The sequence below is a fragment of the Pannonibacter sp. XCT-53 genome (assembly GCF_009915765.1).
Taxonomy (GTDB): Bacteria; Pseudomonadota; Alphaproteobacteria; order Rhizobiales; family Stappiaceae; genus Pannonibacter; species Pannonibacter tanglangensis.
Genome location: NZ_JAABLQ010000002.1, coordinates 92834 through 115352 on the forward strand (window position 1 = coordinate 92834; position 22519 = coordinate 115352).

The 22519-nt window shown below is 68.8% G+C and carries 18 protein-coding genes; 5 read left to right on the forward strand and 13 right to left on the reverse strand.

Translation table 11 applies throughout. The features are described from left to right. Positions 1–52 precede the first annotated feature (52 nt). Together GWI72_RS15230 and GWI72_RS15235 are read left to right on the forward strand one after the other, a co-directional pair. A complete protein-coding gene (locus GWI72_RS15230) occupies positions 53–1852 on the forward strand; it encodes an IlvD/Edd family dehydratase (RefSeq protein ID WP_161709251.1) in 1800 nt (599 codons plus the stop codon). A gap of 289 nt (positions 1853–2141) precedes the next feature. Next, the gene (locus GWI72_RS15235; protein ID WP_161677367.1) at positions 2142–2423 is read left to right on the forward strand and encodes an SCP2 sterol-binding domain-containing protein; all 282 of its coding nucleotides are present in this window, start codon (positions 2142–2144) and stop codon (positions 2421–2423) included. A 357-nt stretch (positions 2424–2780) separates the two neighbouring features. Here GWI72_RS15235 and GWI72_RS15240 read toward each other — a convergent pair whose 3' ends face one another. From GWI72_RS15240 to GWI72_RS15275, 8 genes are all read right to left on the reverse strand, one after another. Beyond that, complete coding sequence (locus GWI72_RS15240; protein WP_179956196.1) at positions 2781–3773, reverse strand: DctP family TRAP transporter solute-binding subunit; 993 nt, start codon at positions 3771–3773, stop codon at positions 2781–2783. Positions 3774–3893: 120 nt separating this feature from the next. Beyond that, positions 3894–5513, reverse strand: a complete 1620-nt coding sequence (locus GWI72_RS15245; RefSeq protein ID WP_161709253.1) for a GMC family oxidoreductase — start codon at positions 5511–5513, stop codon at positions 3894–3896. 114 nt (positions 5514–5627) lie between these two features. Continuing rightward, positions 5628–7844 (reverse strand): heavy metal translocating P-type ATPase, encoded by a 2217-nt coding sequence (locus GWI72_RS15250; RefSeq protein WP_161709254.1) that lies wholly within the window; start codon positions 7842–7844, stop codon positions 5628–5630. Between the two features lie 344 nt (positions 7845–8188). Next, positions 8189–9979, reverse strand: coding sequence for a dipeptide ABC transporter ATP-binding protein (locus GWI72_RS15255; RefSeq protein ID WP_161709255.1), 1791 nt, complete (start codon positions 9977–9979; stop codon positions 8189–8191). Between the two features lie 4 nt (positions 9980–9983). Next, positions 9984–10925, reverse strand: a complete 942-nt coding sequence (locus GWI72_RS15260) for an ABC transporter permease (protein ID WP_161709256.1) — start codon at positions 10923–10925, stop codon at positions 9984–9986. After that, on the reverse strand, positions 10922–11893 hold the full coding sequence (locus GWI72_RS15265; RefSeq protein ID WP_161677361.1) for an ABC transporter permease: 972 nt from the start codon (positions 11891–11893) through the stop codon (positions 10922–10924). Before GWI72_RS15265 ends, GWI72_RS15260 begins: the two co-directional genes overlap by 4 nt. Before the next feature lie 55 nt (positions 11894–11948). Continuing rightward, the gene (locus GWI72_RS15270) at positions 11949–13487 is read right to left on the reverse strand and encodes an ABC transporter substrate-binding protein (protein ID WP_161709436.1); all 1539 of its coding nucleotides are present in this window, start codon (positions 13485–13487) and stop codon (positions 11949–11951) included. A gap of 342 nt (positions 13488–13829) precedes the next feature. Further along, positions 13830–15527: an adenylate/guanylate cyclase domain-containing protein gene (locus GWI72_RS15275; protein ID WP_209000149.1), complete on the reverse strand. Its 1698-nt coding sequence runs from the start codon at positions 15525–15527 to the stop codon at positions 13830–13832. 170 nt (positions 15528–15697) lie between these two features. Between GWI72_RS15275 and GWI72_RS15280 the strand changes: the two genes are divergently transcribed. Then, positions 15698–16057, forward strand: a complete 360-nt coding sequence (locus GWI72_RS15280) for an ArsC family reductase (protein WP_161677359.1) — start codon at positions 15698–15700, stop codon at positions 16055–16057. 93 nt (positions 16058–16150) lie between these two features. Here GWI72_RS15280 and GWI72_RS15285 read toward each other — a convergent pair whose 3' ends face one another. From GWI72_RS15285 to GWI72_RS15300, 4 genes are all read right to left on the reverse strand, one after another. Beyond that, a complete protein-coding gene (locus tag GWI72_RS15285; protein ID WP_161677358.1) occupies positions 16151–16570 on the reverse strand; it encodes a D-Ala-D-Ala carboxypeptidase family metallohydrolase in 420 nt (139 codons plus the stop codon). 242 nt (positions 16571–16812) lie between these two features. After that, positions 16813–17574 (reverse strand): FKBP-type peptidyl-prolyl cis-trans isomerase, encoded by a 762-nt coding sequence (locus GWI72_RS20340; protein WP_161709257.1) that lies wholly within the window; start codon positions 17572–17574, stop codon positions 16813–16815. A 91-nt stretch (positions 17575–17665) separates the two neighbouring features. Further along, positions 17666–18022 carry a PilZ domain-containing protein gene (locus GWI72_RS15295; protein WP_161677356.1) on the reverse strand — a complete coding sequence of 119 codons (357 nt, stop codon included), beginning with the start codon at positions 18020–18022 and terminating at the stop codon, positions 17666–17668. 163 nt (positions 18023–18185) lie between these two features. After that, entirely contained in the window at positions 18186–19169 is a 984-nt protein-coding gene (locus GWI72_RS15300) for a 2-hydroxyacid dehydrogenase (RefSeq protein ID WP_161677355.1), read from the reverse strand. A 198-nt stretch (positions 19170–19367) separates the two neighbouring features. On the opposite strand from GWI72_RS15300, the gene GWI72_RS15305 reads away from it, so the two are divergent. Beyond that, positions 19368–19871, forward strand: coding sequence for a hypothetical protein (locus tag GWI72_RS15305; protein ID WP_161677354.1), 504 nt, complete (start codon positions 19368–19370; stop codon positions 19869–19871). After that, positions 19868–21172, forward strand: coding sequence for a TRAP transporter large permease subunit (locus GWI72_RS15310; RefSeq protein ID WP_161677353.1), 1305 nt, complete (start codon positions 19868–19870; stop codon positions 21170–21172). Before GWI72_RS15305 ends, GWI72_RS15310 begins: the two co-directional genes overlap by 4 nt. 437 nt (positions 21173–21609) lie before the next feature. On the opposite strand, the gene GWI72_RS15315 is transcribed toward GWI72_RS15310, so the two are convergent. Next, the gene (locus GWI72_RS15315) at positions 21610–22416 is read right to left on the reverse strand and encodes a creatininase family protein (RefSeq protein WP_161709258.1); all 807 of its coding nucleotides are present in this window, start codon (positions 22414–22416) and stop codon (positions 21610–21612) included. Positions 22417–22519: the final 103 nt, after the last annotated feature.

Here is a 22519-nt window from a genome sequence, read left to right on the forward strand (position 1 = left end):
CAATCCTGCCCGGCCAATGCACCTGTCCGGGCAATCATGAGGGAGACACGAGATGACTGACGGCAAGCGCCGCCCCCTGCGCTCCAGCGCCTGGTTCGACAATCCGGCCGACCCGGGCATGACCGCGCTCTACATCGAGCGCTATCTGAACTTCGGCATCACCCGCGCGGAGCTGCAGTCCGGCAAGCCGATCATCGGCATCGCCCAGACGGGCTCGGACCTGTCGCCCTGCAACCGGCATCATCTCGAGCTCGCCAAGCGCGTGCGCGAGGGCATCGTCGCGGCCGGCGGCATCTGCTTCGAGTTTCCGGTCCATCCGATCCAGGAGACCGGCAAGCGTCCGACCGCCACGCTCGACCGCAACCTTGCCTATCTCGGCCTCGTCGAGCTGCTCTACGGCTATCCCCTCGATGGTGTCGTGCTGACCATCGGCTGCGACAAGACCACCCCGGCCTGCCTGATGGCCGCGGCGACCGTCAACATCCCGGCCATCGCCCTGTCGGTCGGCCCGATGCTCAACGGCTGGCACAAGGGCGAGCGCACCGGCTCCGGCACCATCGTCTGGAAGGCACGCCAGCAGCTTGCCGCCGGCGAGATCGACTATGACGGCTTCATGGATCTGGTCGCCTCGTCTGCGCCCTCCGTCGGCTATTGCAACACCATGGGCACGGCCACGACGATGAACTCGCTCGCCGAGGCGCTCGGGATGCAGCTGCCCGGCTCGGCCGCCATTCCCGCCCCCTACCGCGAGCGCGGCCAGATCGCCTACGAGACCGGCCGGCGCATCGTCGACATGGTCTGGGAGGACCTCAAGCCCTCCGACATCATGACCCGCAAGGCCTTCGAGAACGCCATCGTCGTCAACTCGGCCATTGGCGGCTCCACCAACGCGCCGATCCACCTCAACGCCATCGCCGCGCATCTCGGCGTGCCGCTCGCCAATGACGACTGGCAGGCCATCGGCTATGACGTGCCGCTGCTCGTCAACCTGCAGCCCGCCGGCGCCTATCTCGGCGAGGACTATCACCATGCCGGCGGCGTGCCGGCCGTTGTTGCCGAGCTGATGCGCAACGGCAAGCTGCCGCATCCCGATGCGCTGACCGCCAACGGTCGCTCCATCGGCGAGAATTGCGCTCATGTCACCACCGACCTGCCGGACGTGATCCGCAGCTTCGACAGGCCGATGAAGGAGAAGGCGGGCTTCATCAACCTGAAGGGCAATCTCTTCGACAGCGCGATCATGAAGACCAGCGTGATCTCGAAGGAATTCCGCGACCGCTATCTCTCCAACCCGGATGATCCGGAGGCTTTCGAGGGCCGCGCCATCGTGTTCGAGGGGCCGGAGGACTACCACCACCGCATCGACGATCCGGCGCTCGAGATCGACGAGCACTGCATGCTCTTCATCCGGGGCACGGGCCCGATCGGCTATCCGGGCGGGGCGGAAGTGGTCAACATGCAGCCGCCGGCAGCCCTCATCAAGCGTGGCATCACGGCGTTGCCCTGCATCGGCGATGGCCGCCAGTCCGGCACGTCCGGCTCCCCGTCAATCCTCAACGCCGCGCCGGAGGCCGCCGCCATGGGTGGCCTGGCCTTGATCCAGACCGGTGACCGGGTCCGCATCGACCTGCGCAAGGGCACGGCCAACATGCTGGTGTCCGACGAGGAGCTGGCGCGGCGCAAGGCCGACCTTCTGGCCAGGGGCGGCTTCCCCTATGCGCCCAGCCAGACGCCCTGGCAGGAGATCCAGCGCAGCATGATCGCCCAGTTCGACGCAGGCATGGTGCTGAAGCCGGCCGTGGCCTATCAGGATGTGGCGAACAGCAAGGGGCTGCCGCGTCACAACCATTGACCGGCCCCAGACCTGGCCCCTGACCTGGCCCCAGACATGGCATCGGACCCGGCACCGCCATCCGGTGCCGGGTCCGGCCTGTCCCTGCGGGGCTCCCTCCGCTGTGTCCTCCTGCGGTGGCCCCCTCTGTGGCCCCCCGCTGTGGCTCCCTCTGTGCCCTGGTAATCCCCTTCTTACACATCCCCGCTAAACTGTCCGCGACGCCCAAAGCAGACTTGACGATTACGTAAAGGGTATGCTTGGGTCCGTGCAAACCGGCGAGAGGCGCCGGGCAATCGGGAGATGAGACATGACGCTGGAACAACTGACGGAAGCCGTGCGGGGCAAGGTGGCCGGTGGCGGCATTGATGACAGCGTGAAGTTCGATCTGGGCGACGCCGGCGTCATCTTCATGGAAGGCTCCACCGTCACCAACGAGGACAAGGACGCCGACTGCACCATCACCATCTCTGCCGACAATCTCGGCGAGCTGCTGGCGGGCGAGCTGAACCCGACGATGGCCTTCATGTCCGGCAAGATCAAGGTGGCGGGCGCCATGGGCGTCGCCATGAAGCTCAGCAGCGTTCTCTGAGACGCAGCCCTCAGGACCTGTCCTGAAACGCCGGCCCCTTCGGGCCGGCAGACTGCTGGCAAACCTACTCACGGTCATCCCGGCCCAGCTGAGCGTCAGCGAAGCGCCGAGCCGGGATCCAGATATCAGCCGCGCGAAGCGCGACAAACCAGCAGGTCGCAAGTCGTATCGAGGTGACTTGGTAATGGGCTCGCGTGCGCTCGCACAGACATGCTGGATCCCGGGTCAGGCCCGGGACAGGCCCCGGATCTGCGGTTCGCTGAACGCTCACCTTGTCCGGAATGACGGCAAACTGACGAAACTCCGAAGTTCGGCAGCAGTCTGGCCGGCCCCTTCGGTCCCGAGCCGTGGTGCCGATCAGCGCTCCCGGTTGGCGTCGAGGGCCGCGTCGATCAGCTCCCGGCCGATGTCGCCCTCAAAGCGCTCCCAGACCGGCCGCATGGCTTCCACCCAGACCTGCCGCTGCTCGCTCGTCAGCGCGCGGATCGGGACGCCGGCTGCGACGATGCGGTCCCTGTTTTCCCGCTCGATGCGCTGGACGCTGGCATTCGCCTCGGCACTCACCTCGGCGACGATGGCCAGGAACTGGTCGCGGGTTGCGCCGGGCAGGCTGTTCAGCCAGCTCTCCGAGGTGACGAGCAGATAGGCCAGAAGCTGGTGATTGGTCTCCGTGATGCCGTCCTGCGCGGCGAAGAAGCGCTGCGTGTAGATGTTGGACCAGGTGTTCTCCTGCCCGTCCACCTGGCCGGAGGCGAGGGCATCGCGGGTCTCGCGGAAGGGCAACCGCAGCGCCGTTCCGCCAAGTGCCGAGATCATCGCCTCCGCCACGTCCGACGGCTGGATCCGGAACTTCAGTCCGGCCGCGTCGGCCGGCAGCAGCAGGGGGCGGTTGGCGGAGAATTGCTTGAGGCCCGAGTTCCAGTAGGCGAGGCCACGGAAGCCGAGGTCCCGCATGGCGCCAAGCAGGGTGCCGCCGGCCTCGCTGCCGAGAAAGCGGTCGACGGCGGCGGCGTCCTTGAACAGGAAGGGCAGGTCGAAGAGCCGATATTTCAGCGTGTAGGCTTCCAGCTTGGCCAGCGACGGGGCGGCCAGTTCGACCCTGCCCAGCAGCAGCGCCTCCATGACCGCGTCGTCGTCGAACAGCTGCGCATTGGCAAAGACCTGCATGCAGGCCCGACCGTCCATCTCCGCGTTGATGCGCGCGGCCAGACGCGCCGCCGCGTCGCCCTTCGGATTGCCGGCCGGCGTGACCACATGGCTGAAGCGGATGACCGTCTCCCCGCTCTGGCAGGGGTCGGCATGGGCCGGGGCACCGAACAGCATGCCGGCCGCCGTTGCAGCCAGTGCCATCCGCCTTGCCCATGTCCGCCAAGACAGGTCTGCCATCATCCGTGCCTTCCCCGATTCCCGAACGCCGGCACTATCGACGCGGTTTCGTTAAGGTCCGGATAAGCCGGCGGTGGCGCGGCGTCACGCTCGCCGGGCGCTGCGGCGGTCCTCGCGGATCATGGCCGCGCCCTTGTCGGCGATCATCACCGTCGGGGCGTTCGTGTTGCCGGAGGTGATGGTCGGCATGACCGAGGCGTCGATCACCCTGAGCCCCGCAAGACCGCGCAGCCGCAGCCGCTCGTCCACCACCGCCCGCTCGTCCGCCCCCATGCGACACGTGCTGGTGGGGTGGAAGATGGTGGTGCCGATGTCGCCGGCCGCACGCACCAGATCCTCGTCGGTCTCGATCCGGGCGCCGGGCAGATGCTCGCTCGGCCGGTAGCGGGCCATGGCCGGGGCCTGCATGATCCGCCGGGTCAGGCGGATGCTGTCGGCCGCCACCTTCCGGTCCGACTGGGCGGAGAGATAGTTCGGGCGGATTTCCGGCTGGTCGGCCGGGTCCCGGTTCAGGGCGTGGACGTGGCCGCGGCTGTCCGGGCGCAGGTTGCAGACGCTGGCGGTGATCGCCGGGAAGGAATGCAGCGGCTCGCCGAACCGGTCCAGCGACAAGGGCTGGACGTGATACTCGATGTTGGCCGTCTCGAAGGAGGGGTCGGACCGCGCGAAGACGCCGAGCTGGCTTGGCGCCATCGACATGGGGCCGGAGCGCCGCAGGGCATACTCCAGCGCGATCCTCGCCTTGCCCGCCAGCGAACCGGCCATCTGGTTGAGCGTCACCACCCCTTCGACCTTGAAGATCGTGCGCAGCTGCAGATGGTCCTGCAGGTTTTCCCCCACGTCCGGGCTTTCGTGCCGCACCTCGACGCCGATTCGGTCCAGCACGTCCGGGTTGCCGATGCCCGACAGTTCCAGGAGATGCGGCGACTTGATCGCGCCGGCCGCCAGGATGACCTCCCCGGCCGCCTGGGCCCGCGCGGGCTGCCCCTTCAGCCGCAGCGTCACGCCGGTCACCTGCCGGCCGGACATCTCCAGCGACTGCACCTCGGCCCCGGTGAGCACGCGCAGGTTCGGGCGCTTCATCGCCGGGCGCAGGAAGCCCTTGGCGGTGTTCCAGCGGATGCCGCGCTTCTGGTTCACCTGGAAGTAGGACGCCCCGAAATTGTCGCCCCGGTTGAAGTCGTCGACCTTCGGGATGCCGGTTTCGGCACAGGCCTCGCGGAAGGCGTCCAGCACGGCCCAGGACAGGCGCTGCGGTTCGACGCGCAGGCCGCCGCCCTGTCCGTGCAGGTCGTCGTCCAGCGCATAGTGGTCCTCGGAGGCGCGGAAATGCGGCAGCACGTCGTCCCAGCCCCAGCCGGTCAGGCCGAGCTGGCGCCAGCCGTCATAGTCGCGGGCCTGACCGCGCATGTAGATCATGCCGTTGATCGAGGAGCAGCCGCCCAGAACCTTGCCGCGCGGATAGTTGAGCGACCGGCCGTTCAGCCCCGGCTCGGCTGCGGTCCGGAAGCACCAGTCGGTGCGCGGGTTGCCCATGCAGTAGAGATAGCCGACCGGGATGTGGATCCAGTGGTAGCTGTCACGTCCGCCGGCTTCCAGCAGCAGGACCTTCACGTCCGGATCGGCGGACAGCCGGTTGGCCAGCACGCAGCCGGCCGATCCGGCGCCGACGATGATGTAGTCCCACGTGCCCAGATCCTGCATGGTGCCTCCCAACACGCGCGTCGCAACCTGTCCGTCTCCGGAGCAGACTACCGCCGGCGGGGCCGGTCAAGGCGCAGTGTCGCACATCTGTCCTTCAACGCCTGCACAGCCCCGTCAGCCCGCACCGGGGCGCCAGCGTCGCAGCAGGCTGGCGTTGGTGACGACCGAGACCGAGCTCAGCGCCATCGCCGCGCCGGCCAGCGCCGGTGAGAGCAGCCCGAAGGCGGCCAGCGGAATGCCGATGACATTGTAGGCAAAGGCCCAGAACAGGTTCTGCCGGATCTTGGCGAAGGTCGCGCGCGAGACCGAGATCGCCTCCGCCACCATCAGCGGATCGGAGCGCATGAGCGTGATGCCGGCCGCCTCCATGGCCACGTCCGCGCCCGATCCCATGGCGATGCCGATGTCGGCAGCGGCCAGGGCCGGTGCATCGTTGACGCCGTCGCCAACCATCGCCACCGGGCCGCCGGCCGCCTCGCGCAGGCTTGCGATCGCCGCCGCCTTCCCTTCGGGGCGGACGCTTGCGCGCACGTCATCGAGGCCGAGCCGGGCGGCGACCGTCCGGGCAACGGCCTCCGTGTCGCCGGTCACCATTGCGGTGCGGATGCCCTGGGCCTTCAGCGCGTCCAGCGCCCCCCTGGCGGTCGGACGCAGCTCGTCGGCCATGGCGATGACCCCGACGGCGCGGCCGTCCAGCGCGACGATCACGCTGGTCTTGCCATCCGCCTCGAAGGTGCGTCGCAGCTGGTCTGCGGTGAACCGGTCGATCCTGAGCTGGTCCATCAGGGCCTCGTTGCCGATGGCGAGGGCGTGGCCGCCGATCACCGCAACCAGACCCTGGCCCGGCACGGCCTCGAACTCCTTCGGCGCCGCCAGCGGCAGGTTGCGCGCGCGCGCCGCGGCGACCATGGCATGGGCCAGCGGGTGTTCGCTCGCGAGCTGGGCGGATGCGGCCACCGAGAGCAGGCGGTTGCTGTCCTTGTCGAAGGCGACGATGTCGGTCACCACCGGTCTCCCCTCGGTCAGGGTGCCGGTCTTGTCGAAGGCCACCACCTTCAGCCGATGCGCCACTTCCAGCGCCTCGATGTCGCGGATGAGGATCCCGGCGCGGGCGGCAGCCCCGGTGCCGGCAACGAGGGCGGTCGGCGTGGCAAGACCGAGCGCGCAGGGGCAGGCGATCACCAGCACGGCGACCGCGCTCGACAGCGCCGCATCGACATCGCCGGCCATCGCCCACCAGCCTGCGAAGGTGAGGGCGGCGAGCAGCAGCACGACCGGGACGAAGATCGCCGAGACCTGGTCGACCAGCTTCTGCACGGGCGCGCGGGAGGCCTGTGCGCCTTCGACGAGGCGGATGATGCGGGCAAGCATCGTGTCCTCGCCCAGCGCGCCGACATCCAGCTGCAGCGCGCCGGACCCGTTGACGGTGCCGGCGGTGGCCCAGTCGCCCACGGTCCGGGTCACGGGCAGGCTCTCGCCGGTGATCAGCGCCTCGTCCAGTTCGCTGGTGCCGGCCAGGATGGTGCCGTCCACCGGCACGCGTTCGCCCGGGCGGACCAGCACGCGGTCGCCGAGCCGCAGGTCGGCCAGGGGCACCGTCTCCACGTCCTCGCCGACCATGCGGTTGGCCGTCTCGGGCCGCAGCGCCGCCAGGGCCCGCACGGCTGCCGAGGTCGAGCGCTTGGCGCGCACCTCCAGCAGCTTGCCCATGAGGACCAGCGTCAGGATGACGGCCGAGGCCTCGAAGTAGAGGTGACCTGCGCCGCCCGGCACGAAGACGCGGTAGAGGCTGTAGCCGAAGGCGGCCGAGGTGCCGAGGGCCACGAGCACGTCCATGTTGGCGCCTCCGCTCGCCAGGGCCCGCGCGGCGCCCCGGTAGAACCGGGCACCGACAAGGACCTGCACGGGCGTGGCGAGGAGCAACTGGACAAGCGGCGACGGCATCCAGTGCAGCCCGAAGGGCATCAGCACCATCGGCAGCACCAGCGGCAGGGTCAGCAGGGTGGCGAGCACCAGCAGCAGCAGGGTCCTGCGTTCGTCCGCGCGCTGGGCCGCTTCGACGCGTTCCCGGTCCTCGCGCGCGGCCTTGCCCGGCGCGTCATGCAGGCGGGCCTGGAAGCCGGCCTTTTCCACCAGCTCGATCAGCGGTGCAGGGGACATCTGACGGCGCAGCGTGATGGTCGCGCGCTCGAGCGCCAGGTTGACCGTTGCCCCGCTCACCCCGTCTGCGGCCGCCAGCGCGCGCTGCAGGCGGGCAGCGCAGCCGCCGCAGGTCATGCCGGTGATGTCGAGCGTTACGGTCGGAGCAGTCGTCGCGCGGTGCGAAGCCATGGTGGTGACCCTTCAGGACGGGATGCTTGTTGGGGCAGGAGCGGCGCCGAAGCAGCGCGTCGCTCCTCAGTCCACCCCCAGATAGGGCTTCCTGCCGTGGTCAGGTCAAGCCCCTTCCGCACTGCACGACATTTTGGCGCGGAAGGCAGCGAATTGCCGCCAATTTGTGCAGATCCCCCCTTTTCATCATGCTGCAATGCGGTATTCTACCCTTGAGGAATTTGAGTTGATCCGACGTATTGAGGGATCAAATTGATGTTTTGATGATTTCACCGGGCGTAGTAGTGAGGGGAGAGACGGGGGCGTCTCTCCCCTCTTCTTTTTTGTCGCGCAGATGAGTCCGGTCATTCCGGTCCGGTGAGCGTCTCCGGTCTTGCCAGCAGCGTCAGCGGCGGCATCAGTGACAGGAGGTGCTGTGTATAGGCATGCTGAGGCCGGCTGAAGATCTGGTCGACCGGCCCCTCTTCGCACAGCTCCCCCTGGCGCAACACCCCGACGCGGTCGCACATCTGCCGGACGACGGCCAGATTGTGACTGATGAACAGCAGCGTCAGGCCCAGTTCGGCCTGCAGGTCCTTCAGCAGGTTCAGGATCTGCGCCTGGATCGACACGTCCAGCGCCGAGGTCGGTTCGTCGCAGATCAGGAACCGCGGGCGGGAGGCGAGCGCACGGGCGATGGAGATTCGCTGGCGCTGGCCTCCGGAAAAGGAGTGCGGGAAGCGCCGCCCGGCCGCTGCGCCCAGCCCGACATGGTCGAGCAGGTCGTCGACGATCCGGTCCGTCTCGGCGCCGCTGGCCGCAAGGCGGTGGAAGCGGATCGGCTCGGCGATGATGTCGCGGACGCGCATGCGCCCGTTCAGCGACGAATAGGGGTCCTGGAAGATCATCTGCATCTGTCGCTGCAGCGCAAGCTGCGCCGGCCGGCTGCGCGGGGCATGCAGGTCCTCTCCGGCCAGACGGATCCGCCCGGTGTCCGGGCGATGCAGCCCCGCGATCAGGCGGGCCAGTGTCGACTTGCCGGACCCGCTCTCGCCCACCAGTCCGTAGCTTTCTCCCGGTGCGATGCGCAGCGAGACCGACCTGACCGCCGTGATCGACGCGCCCCGGCGTCCGAACAGCCGTGCCCGGGCAGCGAAGTCCAGCGACACCGCGTCGACCTCCAGAAGCGGCGTTTCCCCGGTCTCGCCCGTCTTTCCCGTCTCGCCCGTCTTTCCCGTTACGCCTGTCTCGCCTGCCCCTCGGGCTGCCCTGCTGCTCCCCTGACCGAGCCAGTGGGTGCTCAGGTCGATCCGCCGGGCTGCCCCTGCATCAGACGCACTGCTCCCGGGCACGGGAAACCGCGCCAGCCGCAGGTCGGTGCGGGGCACGGCGGCCACGAGACTGCGCGTGTAAGGATGACGCGGCCGCCCGAGCACCTCGGCGGTCGGCCCCTCCTCGACGAGGCGGCCATGATGCAGGATGGCGACACGGTCTGTGGTGCCGGCGATGACGCCCATGTCGTGGGTGATCAGCAGCATGCCCATGCGGCGCTGCGCGCAGAGGTCCTTCAGGAGCGCCAGGATCTGCGCCTGGATCGACACGTCCAGGGCCGTGGTCGGCTCGTCGGCGATGATGACGTCCGGACCGGCGGCGAGCGCCAGCGCGATCACCGCGCGCTGCCGCAGGCCGCCGGAGAACTGGTGCGGATACTGGTCCAGCCGGGTCTGCGGATCGGGGATTCCGACCGCCGTCATCAGGTCGGCCGCGCGTGTGCGGGCCTCGGCGCGACCGAGCGGCAGGTGCACGCGGATCGTCTCGACCAGCTGCGCCCCGACGGTCTCCAGCGGGTTCAGCGCGGTCTGCGGGTCCTGGAAGATCATGCCGATGCGCCGGCCCCTGAGCGCCTTGCGCTCGGGGTCGGGCAAGGTGTCGATGCGTGTGCCGGACAGGTGGATGCGGCCGCCGGCGATGTGCCCCGGGGCGGGAAGAAGCCCGATCACCGCGCTGCCGACCGTCGACTTGCCGGCACCGCTTTCGCCGACAAGACCCAGGATCTCGCCCGGCTGCAGAGACAGGCTCACCCCGTCCACGGCCACGAACACGCCGTCGCGGGTGGGAAACTCGATGCGCAGGGCGTCGATCTCGAGCAGTGCCACCGGCCTACCTCAGTTTCGGATTGAGCGCGTCGCGCAGGACGTCGCCGAGCAGGTTGACCGCCAGCACGAGGAGCGCCAGCGCGCCGCCCGGAAACAGCGCGATCCACCATTCGCCGCCATAGAGGAAGTCATTGCCGGTGGCGATCAGCGTGCCGAGCGAGGGTTCGGTCGGCGGCATGCCGACGCCGAGGAAGGAGAGGGTGGCCTCTGTCAGGATGGCGACGGCCAGGTTGATCGTGGCGATCACCAGCACCGGGCCGAGCACGTTCGGCAGGATGTGGCGCAGCAGGATCAGCGGTGCCGGCAGGCCCATGATCCGGGCGGCAAGCACATAGTCCTTGGTCTTCTCCACCATCGTCGCCCCGCGCACCGTGCGGGCATACTGCACCCAGAAGGACAGCGACAGCGCCAGGACCAGCACGACAAAGGCCGGGGTCGCGTCATCCGGCCGGCCAACGAGCCCGTGCAGCGCGCCGTCGATGAGCAGGGCGATCAGGATGGCCGGGAAGGTCAGCTGCACGTCGGCGAGGCGCATCAGCGCCGCGTCGGCCCAGCCGCCGGCATAGCCGGCCGCAAGGCCGATGGCGATACCGGCAGTCGCGGCGATGGCCACGGCCGTCAGCCCGACGGCGAGCGAGACCCTGAGGCCGTAGAGGATGGCCGAGAGGATGTCGCGGCCCTGATCGTCGGTGCCGAGCAGGAAGCGGGCATCGCCGCCGTCCATCCAGAGGGGGGGCAGGCGCGCGTCGAGCACGCTGATCGTTGCCAGGTCGAAGGGGTCCTGCGGCGCGATCAGCGGGGCGAACAGGGCGGCGGCCACGAACAGCAGCGTCACGGTGGCCGCCAGGAGGGCGGTCGGCGAACGGCGCACCGCCGACCAGACGTCGCTTGCGGTCAGACGCTGCAGCCGCTCTGCCAGCCCGGCGCGGATCTTCCGGGCCGTCATGCCGGCACCCTCAGGCGCGGGTCGATCAGCGCATAGAGCAGGTCGACGATCATGTTGATGGTGACGAAGATGAGCGCCGTCAGCATCAGGTAGGCGGCCATGATCGGGATGTCCGCGTTCTGCACCGCCTGCAGGAACAGCAGGCCCATGCCGGGCCACTGGAACACGGTCTCGGTGATGGTGGCGAAGGCGATGATCGAGCCGAGCTGCAGGCCGGTGATGGTGACCACGGGCACCAGGGTGTTCTTCAGCGCATGGCGGAAATGCACCAGCCGGTCGGGCAGGCCGCGGGCCTGCGCGAAGCGGATGTAGTCGGCGCGGATCACCTCCAGCATTTCGGCCCGGATCAGCCGGGTGACCAGCGTCATCTGGTAGAGCGCCAGCGTCACCGCGGGCAGCACCAGGGCCTTGAGCCCCGAGGAGGTCAGGAAGCCGGTGGTCCACCAGCTTCCCAGCGCCACCACCTCGCCCCGGCCGAAGCTTGGCAGCCACTGCAGGCTGACGGCGAAGACGAAGATCAGCAGCATGCCGATGAAGAAGGTCGGCAACGAGATCCCGGCAAGCGACAGCGAAAGGATCAGCCGGGCCAGCCAGGTCTGCGGCCGCAGCGCCGTGTAGATGCCCATCGGAATGCCGAGGGCGAGGGCCAGCAGCGCCGAGGTGAAGGCCAGTTCCAGGGTTGCAGGCAGGCGCTTGGCGAAGAGGTCGGCGACGGGCTGCCGGAACTGGTAGGAGGTGCCGAAATCGAATGTGGCCGCACGGACGACGAAACGGCCGAACTGGACCACCACGGGATCATCCAGGCCCAGTTCGGTCCGCAGCGCTGCCTTGTCGGCTGCCGAGGTCTCGATCCCGGTCATCTGGTGCACCGGATCGCCGACGAAGCGGAACAGCGTGAAGGCGATCAGCGCCACGGCCAGCATCACGCCGAGGCCCTGCGCCAGCCGCCGGAGCGCAAACCCGATCATTCCAGCCCTCCGCGCCTCGTCCGTCTGCTCAAGCCCGTCCCTTGCACCGGCCGGATCAGTTCTTGGTGACGAAGCGGAACAGGAACTGGTCGTCGGCCCGCTGGGCGACGCTCAGCCGGTCCGTCACGCCCCAGGCCAGGCCCTGCTGGTGCAGCGGGATGTAGGCGACGTCCTCATGCAGGATGCGGAAGGCCTTGGCGATCAGCTCGTCGCGGGTGGCCTTGTCGTTTTCCGACAGGATCTGCGTGGCCAGGGCGTCGACGGTCTCGTTGCAATAGCCGCCGACATTGAAGGCGCCGCCCTTGCCGGCATCATCGCGGCAGGTGGCCAGGTTGGCCAGCACGTTCCAGCTGTCGAAGGAGCCGGGCGTCCAGCCCAGCATGAAGAACGAGGTGTCGAAGCCGCCGGAGGCCAGCACCCGGCCGAAGTACTTTGCCTTCGGCTCGGCATTGACCCGCGTGCGGATGCCGACCTTGGTCAGCATCTGGGCAACGGCCTGGCAGATCGCCTCGTCATTGACATAGCGGTCGTTGGAGCAGTCCATCACCAGCTCGAAGCCCTCCGGATAGCCGGCCTCGGCCAGCAGCGCCCGGGCGGCTGCCGGATCATGGGGCCAGCGCTCGAACTCGCCCGCGCGGCTGAACAGGTAGGGCGAGATCAGCAGGGCGGCCGGGGTCGACATGCCGCGCATGATCTTTGAACGGATCGCCTCGATGTCGATTGCCTGGTAGACCGCCTTGCGCACGCGCACGTCCCTGAACGGGTTCTTGCCCTTCACGCTGGCATGGCCGAGTTCCGCGCGCCGCTGGTCCATGCCGATGTAGATGGTCCGCAGCTCCGGCCCGATCAGGGCCCGGGTGCCGTCGGTTTCCTCGACCCGCTTCACGTCCTGCACCGGCACGGGAAAGATCATGTCGAGCTCGCCGGACAGCAGCGCTGCCACGCGGGTCGCGTCGGAGGCGACCGGCGTGAACTCGACGCGGGTCAGGTTGTGCAGGGCCACGTCCCACCAGCCGGAATGGGGCTCGAACACGGTCCGCACCCCGGGTTCGTGGCTGACGATGCGGAACGGTCCCGTTCCGTTGGCGGCGAGCGCGGCGTGGTTGGCGACCGTGTCGGAGGCGGAGGTGACCGCCACGGCGTTGTTCGCCTCGGTCCACTCCCGGTCCATGATCAGCCAGGTTTCCCACTCCGAATGCAGGATGGGGTTGGGGGCATCGAGCAGGAAGTCGACCGTGTGCGCGTCCACCGCCTCGACCCGGACCGTCGGTCCGAGCCGGGTGGCGAGGTCCGAGCCCTTGGCCCGCACCCGCTCGGCCGAGAACACCACGTCGTCGGCGGTGAAGTCGTTGCCGTTGTGGAACTTCACGCCCTTGCGCAGGTGGAACCGCCAGTGGGTCGGGCTGATCAGCTCCCAGCGTTCGGCCAGGGCCGGCTCGATCTCCAGCCGCTCGTTCCGCCGGACCAGGCCCTCGTAGACATTGCTCAGCGTGGCGAGCGTGAAGGTCTCGTTGAGGCTGTAGGGGTCAAGCTGGTTCAGCGGTCCCTGATAGGCATATTTCAGCGTTTCCGCCCGGGCGGGCGCGGAGACCATGAGCGGCAGTGCCAGCGCGAGCGCGCCGGCGGCAAGACATCCCGCCTGGCGCAGGTGGCGCGCCGCCTTGCCGAGGGCAGAAGAAAGATGACCCGCCTCTGGGCGGGCCGGACGGTCAGTGCGCTTCAGCATGGGCCCGTGCTCCGGACCCCTGCAACCTGAGGGTCGCAGGGTCAAGTGTCTGGAAGATCTTGCAATCTTGCGAAGATCATTTGACCATCATGGCAGGGGCGTGCCGGATCAGTCCAGAGCTAAATTTTTGTCTTATATGACAAATTCACCCTGTTGCAGCTGCGCTCCCGTTGCAATTTGGAATTGAATTGCTTCACGTGCCTGTGCCGGTCAGGCGGCCGAGGCACGGTCGAGCGCGGCCAGGATCGGTCCGGGACTGGCCGGGCAGGCAACGTCAAGTGGTGCCGTGCGTCCCCGGATCGGCACCTTGAGCAGGGGCAGGAAGGGATCCAGGGCCGCGCCGGAGGCCGTGAGCACATCCAGCGAGATCGCGGCCAGGGCGTTCTGCTCCTTGGCGACGCCCTCCAGCCGGCTGGCCACGTTGACCACATCCCCCAGCGCCGTCAGGCCGGAAGCCACGCCGTTGCGTCCGTCGAGGCCGATCCGCCCGAGGATGGCGGCACCGCCGTGCAGCCCGACAGCGATGCGCAACGGCGCCGACAGCTGTGCCGCGAGGTCGCGGTTGACCCGCTTGAGTTCATCGGCGAGATCGACGATTGCCGCCAGGGCCGAGCGTGATCCTGCGGCCATGCCGCTCTCGACCCCGAACAGCGCCATGATGCCGTCGCCCATCACCTTGTCGATCATGCCGTCGTGCTTGCGGATCACCCGCACCACGCTGTCGACATAGCGGTTGAGGATGAACACGACGTCGAAGGGCAGGCGTCCCTCGCTCAGCGAGGTGAAGCCGCGCAGGTCGACGAACATCACCACGACCGGCTGTTCCGTGCCCCAGCGATAGCGGTCCTGCAGGCCTTCGCGGGGCACCATCGTGCCGCCATGCAGCAGCGGCCGCACCACCAGGTCGGCCGCCGGGCGCACCTGGCAGGCGAGGCGCACGTTCTTGCCGGCGTGGATGCGCTGCAGCACCTGCTGCTCGGTCGTGCCGGGGGCCGGAAGGTCGCTGGCGCCGGAGACGATCAGCGTCCGGCAGGTGGAGCAGCGGGCCCGCCCGCCGCATACCGACATGTGCGGCACGCCCTTCATCCGGCTGATTTCGAGCAGGGTCGGGCCGGGGCGGGCGCGCACGGATTTCTCGCCGAGGTAATGCACCGTGATCGGACGGCGGCCAAGGCCCCCGAACTGGCGCAGCAGCGAGATGGCGATGGCCAGCAGCACCAGCGCGAAGAAGACAATGCGGCCGGCATCCGCCAGCACCTGCAGCTCGGCCGTCTGCTGCGGGGTGACCTTCAGCATGTACTGGCCTTCGAGCACGAGGCGGCGGGCGCCGTTGATCCAGCCGGTCACCGACAGGATCGGAACGGCAACGGCGATGGTCAGCAGCGTGCCGCGCCAGTTCGGATACCAGGGCTTCAGCCGCAGCCAGTAGTGGATGCCGATGCAGCCGTGCAGCCAGACGATCACCAGCAGCAGGCTCTGGGTCAGGCCCGACCCCGGCCACAGCACCGACAGCTCGTGCTGGTAGTCCATCACCGCGTCATAGCGGACCACGGCGCCACGGGTCATGAGGATGTGGCGGATGAGGAGATAGGGGATGGCCAGCCCCAGAAGCAGCTGGACAGCCTCCCAGGCCGGCATGCGGAACGTGCGGCGGCTGGCGATGCGGTACAGCGCAAGGCCGACGTGGACGAGCAGCGCACCGTAGAGAAGGACGGTGCCGGGCCATGTCCACCAGATGGCAAGGCGCATGTCCTGCATCGTCTGGGCCCAGTCGACCGAGACATTGCCGAGGGCATGGTTGAGGAAATGGCCGGTGGCAAAGACGAACAGGATCAGCCCTGACCACAGGCGGATCTGCTGGATCAGCGGGCCCTTGCCCGGCGGGGTGCGCATCTCCGGCTTGGCCATGGCGTGCGTGTCCTCTGTTCCGGCCTGCGGCGGCCTCTGCCTCGTGATGTCACCTATGCCGGTCAGGCGGGCCAAGCGCAACCCTGCCGCGGGGGGTGGATTTTGTTGCAGGGCTGGCGCATCTAGGGCGCGAGCCATGCGGCGACGAACGCAGCGCATACGAGGGTGACATGATCGTTTACGGCATCAAGAACTGCGACACGGTGAAGAAGGCCCGCGCCTTTCTGGACGCGGCCGGCGTCGCTTACCGCTTCCACGACTACAAGAAGGACGGCGTCGATCCGGAGGTCCTGCGGCAGGTGACGGAGACCTTCGGCTGGGAGCAGGTTCTCAACCGCCGCGGCACCACCTGGCGCAAGCTGCCGGAGGAGGAGCAGGCGGGGGTGCGCGACGCGGCCTCGGCCCTCGCCCTGATGCTGGCCCAGCCGTCGGTGATCAAGCGTCCGATCGTCGTCGCGGCCCGGCGCACGCTGCTGGGCTTCGATCCGGTGTCCTGGGAAACCGCGCTGGAGATGGGCGAGTTCGCCTGAGACGGCGGGCCGGGTCGCCCGGCCCCGTGCTCTCCCGCCCCGTGCTCTCCCGCCCGCTGCGGTCCCGTCGCGGGCCGCCTTGCCGGAGCCCTGCTACCAGGTCCGGCGGGGACCGGTGTCGATATGGTAATGGCCGTAGGCGTAGCGCTTGTAGCCCCCCACTTCGGGCTGGGCCTTGAGGAAGGCGACAACCGCCGCCGGATCGCCGCGCACGGTGAAGTCCACGGCCTTGCACTCCAGGTGATAGGAATTGCTGGCTCCGCCCTTCCACCAGTTTTCCAGCCACCAGCGCTTGGTGGAATGCACCGTGACGCGGCCGAAGCGGTCGGCCACCCGGTTCAGGACCTTCTTCAGGCTGCGGGGAACACACCATTCCGTGTCGTTGTAGGCCACGAGGTCGGAGGACGAGGTCATCCATCCGAGGCCGGTGATGCCGGACACGGTGCCGCAGCCGCTGGTGAGCAGCAGCACCGACACGAGCAGGGCCCTTGTGGCAACAGGCCGGATACGCACGGCATGACCCTCGTTCTGGGCACGGACACAGGCCCCAAGGGTCGGCGACAATCTTTAAGATTGTCATGAGAAAGAGGGTTAACGCTTTACCTTCGTTCCGTCCCGACAAATCTCCAAGACGTGCCGGGGCGCGTGCGTTGCGTCCCGGCCGCCCTGTCGGGCGCAGGGGGGGCAGACGGCGATGCGCTTCGGCCACGCGGCGGATTGCGCCGTCTGGCCGGAGCCCCTCTTCCCCGCTCCTGTCAGCAGAGCCAGCAGTTCTCGGGCAGCTTCGGCGCCTCGACCGGGCCACCGGCCTGGGTCCAGCCGATCATGCCTTCGGTGACGTGACCGACATTGGTGAAGCCGATGTTGTCAGCCAGGTACTTGGCCAGCACCGAGCTGCGGTTGCCCGAACGGCAGATCAGGATCAGTTCCTTCGACGGGTCATCGACCAGCTTCTGCAGTTCGGCCCCGAAGCCCGGGTTCACCTGTCCGGCCGGGTCGAAGAAGGTGACCAGGTTGACCCCGGCGATCACGCCGGTCTCCTGCCACTCCTGCGGCGTGCGGATGTCGATGACGGTGGCACCGGCGGCCATTCGTTCCTTGAGCTTGTCGTTGGTCAGCTCGGAAAAGCTCTTGCTCTTGACGCCCAGCAGCTCGACCTCGAACTTCAGCGTCGCATTCGGCGGGATGACGCCACCGGCGCCGCGCTCGCCATAGGCCAGCTCCGGCGGAATGATCAGCTCGCGCTTGCCGCCGACCTTCATGCCGACCACGCCCTGTTCCCAGCCCGCGATCACCCGGCGCTCGCCCAGGGTGAAGCTGAACGGCTGGCCCCGGTCGAGGCTGGAATCGAACTTGGTGCCGTCCATCAGCCAACCGGTGTAATGCACGGTCACGGTCATGCCGACATCGGCTTCCTCTCCCGTGCCCACGGTCAGATCCTTCATCTGCAACTCCTCTGCTGCGGCCGGAAGCGCCAGGAAGATCGACAGCAGGGCTGCCGCAATTCGCTTTAACATCAACGCGCCTCTTTGTGTCGCTGGCCGGGCGGCCAGACGGTCTTCATCCTGCCGACTTGGGGGCAGGCGGGGACGCGAGTCAAGCGGCGCGTCAGTCGGCCAGCGCATAGTAGCGCTGCGACAAGGCGCGCAGGCGCGGGGAGGAGAAGTATTTCAGCTTGGCCGGCGGCACGTCGTAGGAGATCCCCACCCGGGATCCCGCGCGCCAGCGGACCGTTGCCAGCGCCACTGTGTTGGTCAGCTCGTCATAAAGCACCAGTTCATCCGGCAGCAGCGTGTCTTCGGGGACGGTCAGCCGCGCGCCGCCCCGCGAGACGTCATAGATGCCGCAGTCGCAGAGAAACCGGTTGTCCGGGTCGGCGAGGCGGCCGGCCCTCAGCCGGGTGCGCTGCCGCGGGTGGCGGCGCAGGTCCGGGCCGGCGGGGCCGTGGCCGACGGTTGCACGCATGCGGGGCTCCTTTGCACCTGGGCGGCGACCGGGCTGTGCCGCGGGGCGGCTCAAGGCGAAGGGGCTGCCGCCCGGGCGTCCGCCTCTCCCGGTCCTCCGGGTCCGGCACACGGTCGCGCCGCAGGCTTGCCCGGGGCTTGCGTCCTGATGATGCGGCGTCAGGTCACGCGCCGTGTCGCGGCGACATCGCCGGAACCGGTGTCTCGGCCACCGGCGTCAGCACCCGGCCGTCGCGGAACCAGCCAACGAGATTGTCCACCACCAGCTGTCCCATCGCGTTGCGGGTTGCCACGGAGGCGGAGCCGACATGCGGCAGCAGCACGGCATTCGGCAGGTCGAGCAGCGCCTGCGGCACCTGCGGCTCGTTCTCGAACACATCCAGGCCGGCGGCGAGGATCGTGCCCTGCCGCAAGGCGGCCGCTAGTGCCGCCTCGTTCACCACCGAGCCGCGACCGATGTTGATCAGCACGCCCTCGGGCCCGAGCGCCTCGAGCACGCGCTCCCCGACCATGTGGCGGGTCTCCTCGCCGCCCGGCGCCACCAGCATCAGCGTGTCGACCGCCTCGGCCAGGCTGACGAGACTCGGATGATAGGTATAGGGCACGTCCGCCTGCCGGCTGCGGTTGTGGTAGTGGATCGCCATGCCGAAGGCCTCGGCGCGGGTGGCGATCGCCTTGCCGATGCGGCCGAGGCCCAGGATGCCGAGCGTGCGCCCGCGCAGCGTGCCGCGTGTCAGCGGGAAGGGGCCCTGGCTCTTCCACCTGCCCTCGCGCAGCCAGCGTTCGGCCGCCGGCAGTTCCCGGACGGTCATGATCATCAGGGCGATCGCCGTATCGGCCACTTCATCCGTCAGCACGTCCGGCGTGTTGGTCACGATCACGCCCTTCGTGCCGCAATAGGCGGCGTCCACATTGTCGTAGCCGACGCCGAAGTTGGCGACGATCTCCAGCTTCGGCAGCCGGTCGACAAGGGCCTTGTCCACGGGGCGGAAGGAAATGGCGATGCCCCGGATCCGGTCGGCGACCGCAGCCAGCATGGCGTCCCGGTCCTCTGCCTCATACAGCCTGTGCAGGGTGAAATGCGGGGCGAGCCCGTCGAGAATCATCTCGCGCATCGGGGCGGGAACCAGAATGTCGGGGCGGCTCATCGGCGTGTCCTTCCGCAGATCACAGGCAAGGCGGGCATATCAGACCACGTTGCCGGCGCTGGCAAGGGCCTGGCAGGCGTCCGTCCGCCTCTGTGTTCGCGCGAAGGTTGACCGGCTGCGGCCGCTTTGACAGAGTGCCGCAATCCTTGGAGGGGGAAGTCCGGTGTTTCGCCTGCCTCTTCCCGGGCGGGAGAAGACATGTCGAGCCTGCCAGAAATCGTGGACCGGATGTCCGTCGGGGCCGCCTGGATGGCTGTCGCGGCATTTGCCGGGGTCGGGCTCCTGCTCGGACTGGACGGTCTGCTCGAGTTCGTGTCCCACCGCTCGCTGCCCGGCGCCTCCGATCTTGCCCGTGTCCTTGCGCTCTGGGGGGCCTTCCTGCCGCTCTCCTTCCTGTGCAGTGCCCGCCGCGTCTGGGCGCCGGCGCATTTTGCCGGTCCGGCCGGGCGGCGTGGCGGGGCGCAGCGCGGACTGAAGCCGGGGCCGCGTCTGGTTCAGGGGGGCGTTGCCACGACGGCGCTGGTCATGGTCGGGCTGGGCTTCCTGCATCTCGGGCCTGCCACCCGGGACGGGGCCTGGTCCTTTTTCGAGGCGCTGGCGCTGCCGGCCGGATTTGCGCTGCTGGCGGTGCAGGCGCTTGTCGACACGCTGTTGCGCAGCCGTGTTCCCCGCCGCAGCCCGTCGCCCGGGGCGCGGCCATGACACCCGCCGACCCGCTCGTCGGGCTGGGCGGTCTCGTCTGCCTGGTCTCGCTGCTGCTCTTGCGGATGCCGGCAGCCATTGCGCTGCTGCTGATCGGTCTGGTGTTGCTGCTGGTCACAGGTGTTCCCCTGGCCGGCATTCCGGTGGTGATCCTGGCGGCGCTGGACCGGGACGACGTCATCGCGATCCCGCTCTTCCTCTTCTTTTCCCATGTGCTGGTGAAGGGCGCGGCGGCCGACACCCTGTGGCGGCTGGCGCGCAGCCTGTCGGGGCAGCGGGCGGCCGGTCCCCTCGTGGCGGCGGTCGTGACCAGCCTGCTGCTCGGGTTCCTGACCACCTCCGGCGTCGCCGCGACGGCGGCAGTCGGGGCGATCGCCCTGCCGGGGCTGCTGGCCAGCGGCTATCCGCGCCCGCTCGTGCTCGGGCTCCTCGCCGGCAGCGGGACGCTCACCCTCCTGCTGCCGCCCTCGATGCCGCTCATGGTTCTGGGGCTGGTGACCGACATTCCGGCCCACCAGATGCTGGCGGCCGGGCTGTGGCCGGGGCTGGGGCTTGCGGGGCTGCTGCTCGCCCTGTCCGTTGTGCTGGGCGCGCGCTATGGCCGGCTCCAGCCGGCCGTGCCGCTGGCCGTGCGGCTGGATGCGCTCGTCGCGGCCCTGCCGCTGCTGCTCCTGCTCGGGGCGCTCGCCGGGCTCCTGTTCGTCGCCCCGCTCTCGGTGGCCGAAACGGCGGCGGCAGCGGCGCTTCTCGCGGTGGTCGTGATTTGCGGCATCTACCGCCGGCTGTCGCTGCGCCAGCTGGCCGACACGGCCTTCGAGGCGGCGGTGGGGGCCGCGTCGCTCCTGGCCATTGCTGCCGGCGCGAAGGCGCTGCTGCTCGGTCTCACCGTCACCGGCTTCCCCGGCAGCCTGGCCGATCACGCCATGTCGCTCGCCGGCATCGTGCCTTTCCTGCTGCTTCTCAGCCTGCTGGTGATCGTGCTGGCGTTCCTGCTCGACGGGCTCGGCCTGCTGCTGGTCGTGCTGCCGGTCCTGCTGCCGGCGGCGGTGCAGCTCGGTCTCGATCCGGTCTGGCTGTCGGTCTATTTCGTCATGCTGCTGCAGGCGGCGCTGGTGTTGCCGCCGTCGGGGCTCAATCTGCTGATCATCCAGGGGCTCGCCCGGGCCGCCCGCGTCGAGGTGGTGGAAGGGGCCATCGTGTTCCTGCTGCCGCTTGCCCTCGTCGCGCTGGTCTGGTGCCTGTGGCCGGGCTTGCCCTTCGGCGACCCGGTGTCCTTCGTGCTGGTGCCCGCCGCCCGCTGAAGCGGGCGGCTCTGCTGTTGAATCAGGCCGGCTTGCCGGCCCTGCGCCCGCTGAAGCGGGCGGCTCTGCTGTTGAAACAGGCCGGCCTGCCGGCCCTGCGCCCGCTGACAAACCTGCTCACAGTCATCCCGGCCCAGCTGAGCGTGAGCGAAGCGCCGAGCCGGGATCCAGACATCAGCCGCGCGAAGCGCGACAAACGTGTCAGTCGAAAATCATATCCGTTGACTTGTTTATGGACTCGCTTGCGCTCGCACAGACATGCTGGATTCCGGATCTGCGGTTCGCTGAACGCTCACCTTGTCCGGAATGACGGCAAACTGACGAAACTCCGAAGTTTGTGAGCAGTCCGCGCCGCCCGCTGAAGCGGGCGGCTCTGCTGTTGAAACAGGCCGGCCTGCCGGCCCTGCGCCCGCTGAAGCGGGCGGCTGCCGCTGCGGTCAGGCGGGCGTCCACAGGCGGCCGAGGTCGAAGCCGTGCACGTCCTTCAGCAGCTCGACGAAGCCGCGGGCCGCATGGTCCAGCGAGGCCTTGCCCTTTTCCGCCGTGGCGCGGGCGGCATTGCCCACGGCACCGGCCGGGTTGAGGTCCTGCGCCTTCCAGCCGAACTGCTGCTGGCCATGTCCGCGCAGATACTTGAATTCCTTTATGAAATCCTGCTGTGTCGATGGGAAGTCGATGGCCTTGTCCATGCGCACCAGCTCCGGGTGCAGATGCAGCATGATCGAGGTCTCGATGTCGCCGCCGTGGATGCCATAGGTGAATTCCTCGGCCGGGAACACGCCCTCCGGCTGGCCGAAGCGCGACCAGGCCGTGGCCGTCACCAGCATCTCGTGGCTGATGCGCAGCTCCCGCGCCACGATGTCGATGATCGGCACATTGCCGCCGTGGGAATTGATCAGCACCAGCTTGCGGATGCCGGCCCGGGCGACGCTCTCGCCGATGTCGATCCACGCCCGCGTCAACGTCTCCCAGGAGATGGTCAGCGTGCCGGGCGAGGAGATGTGCTCGTTCGACTTGCCGATCTGCTGCACCGGCAGGAAGGTCACCGGCAGGTCGTCAGGCAGCAGCTCGAGGGTGCGGCGGATCTGCCCCTTGGCGATGGCCGTGTCCGTCCAGACCGGCAGATGCGGCCCGTGCTGTTCGATCGCGGCCACCGGCAGTACGGCAATCCAGCCGCTGGTGTCGGAGCCGGAGAAATCGGTCGTGGTCATCTCGTGCCAGAAGCGGCGCGGCAGGGCGGTCATGGAAGGCCTCGCTGGAGCAATCGGAAGGTCCGCCGAGATTAGCTGCCTGATCCCCTGCCGTCATGCCTGTTCTTGCGGCGTCCGTGCCTCTCCCGGCGGCTCA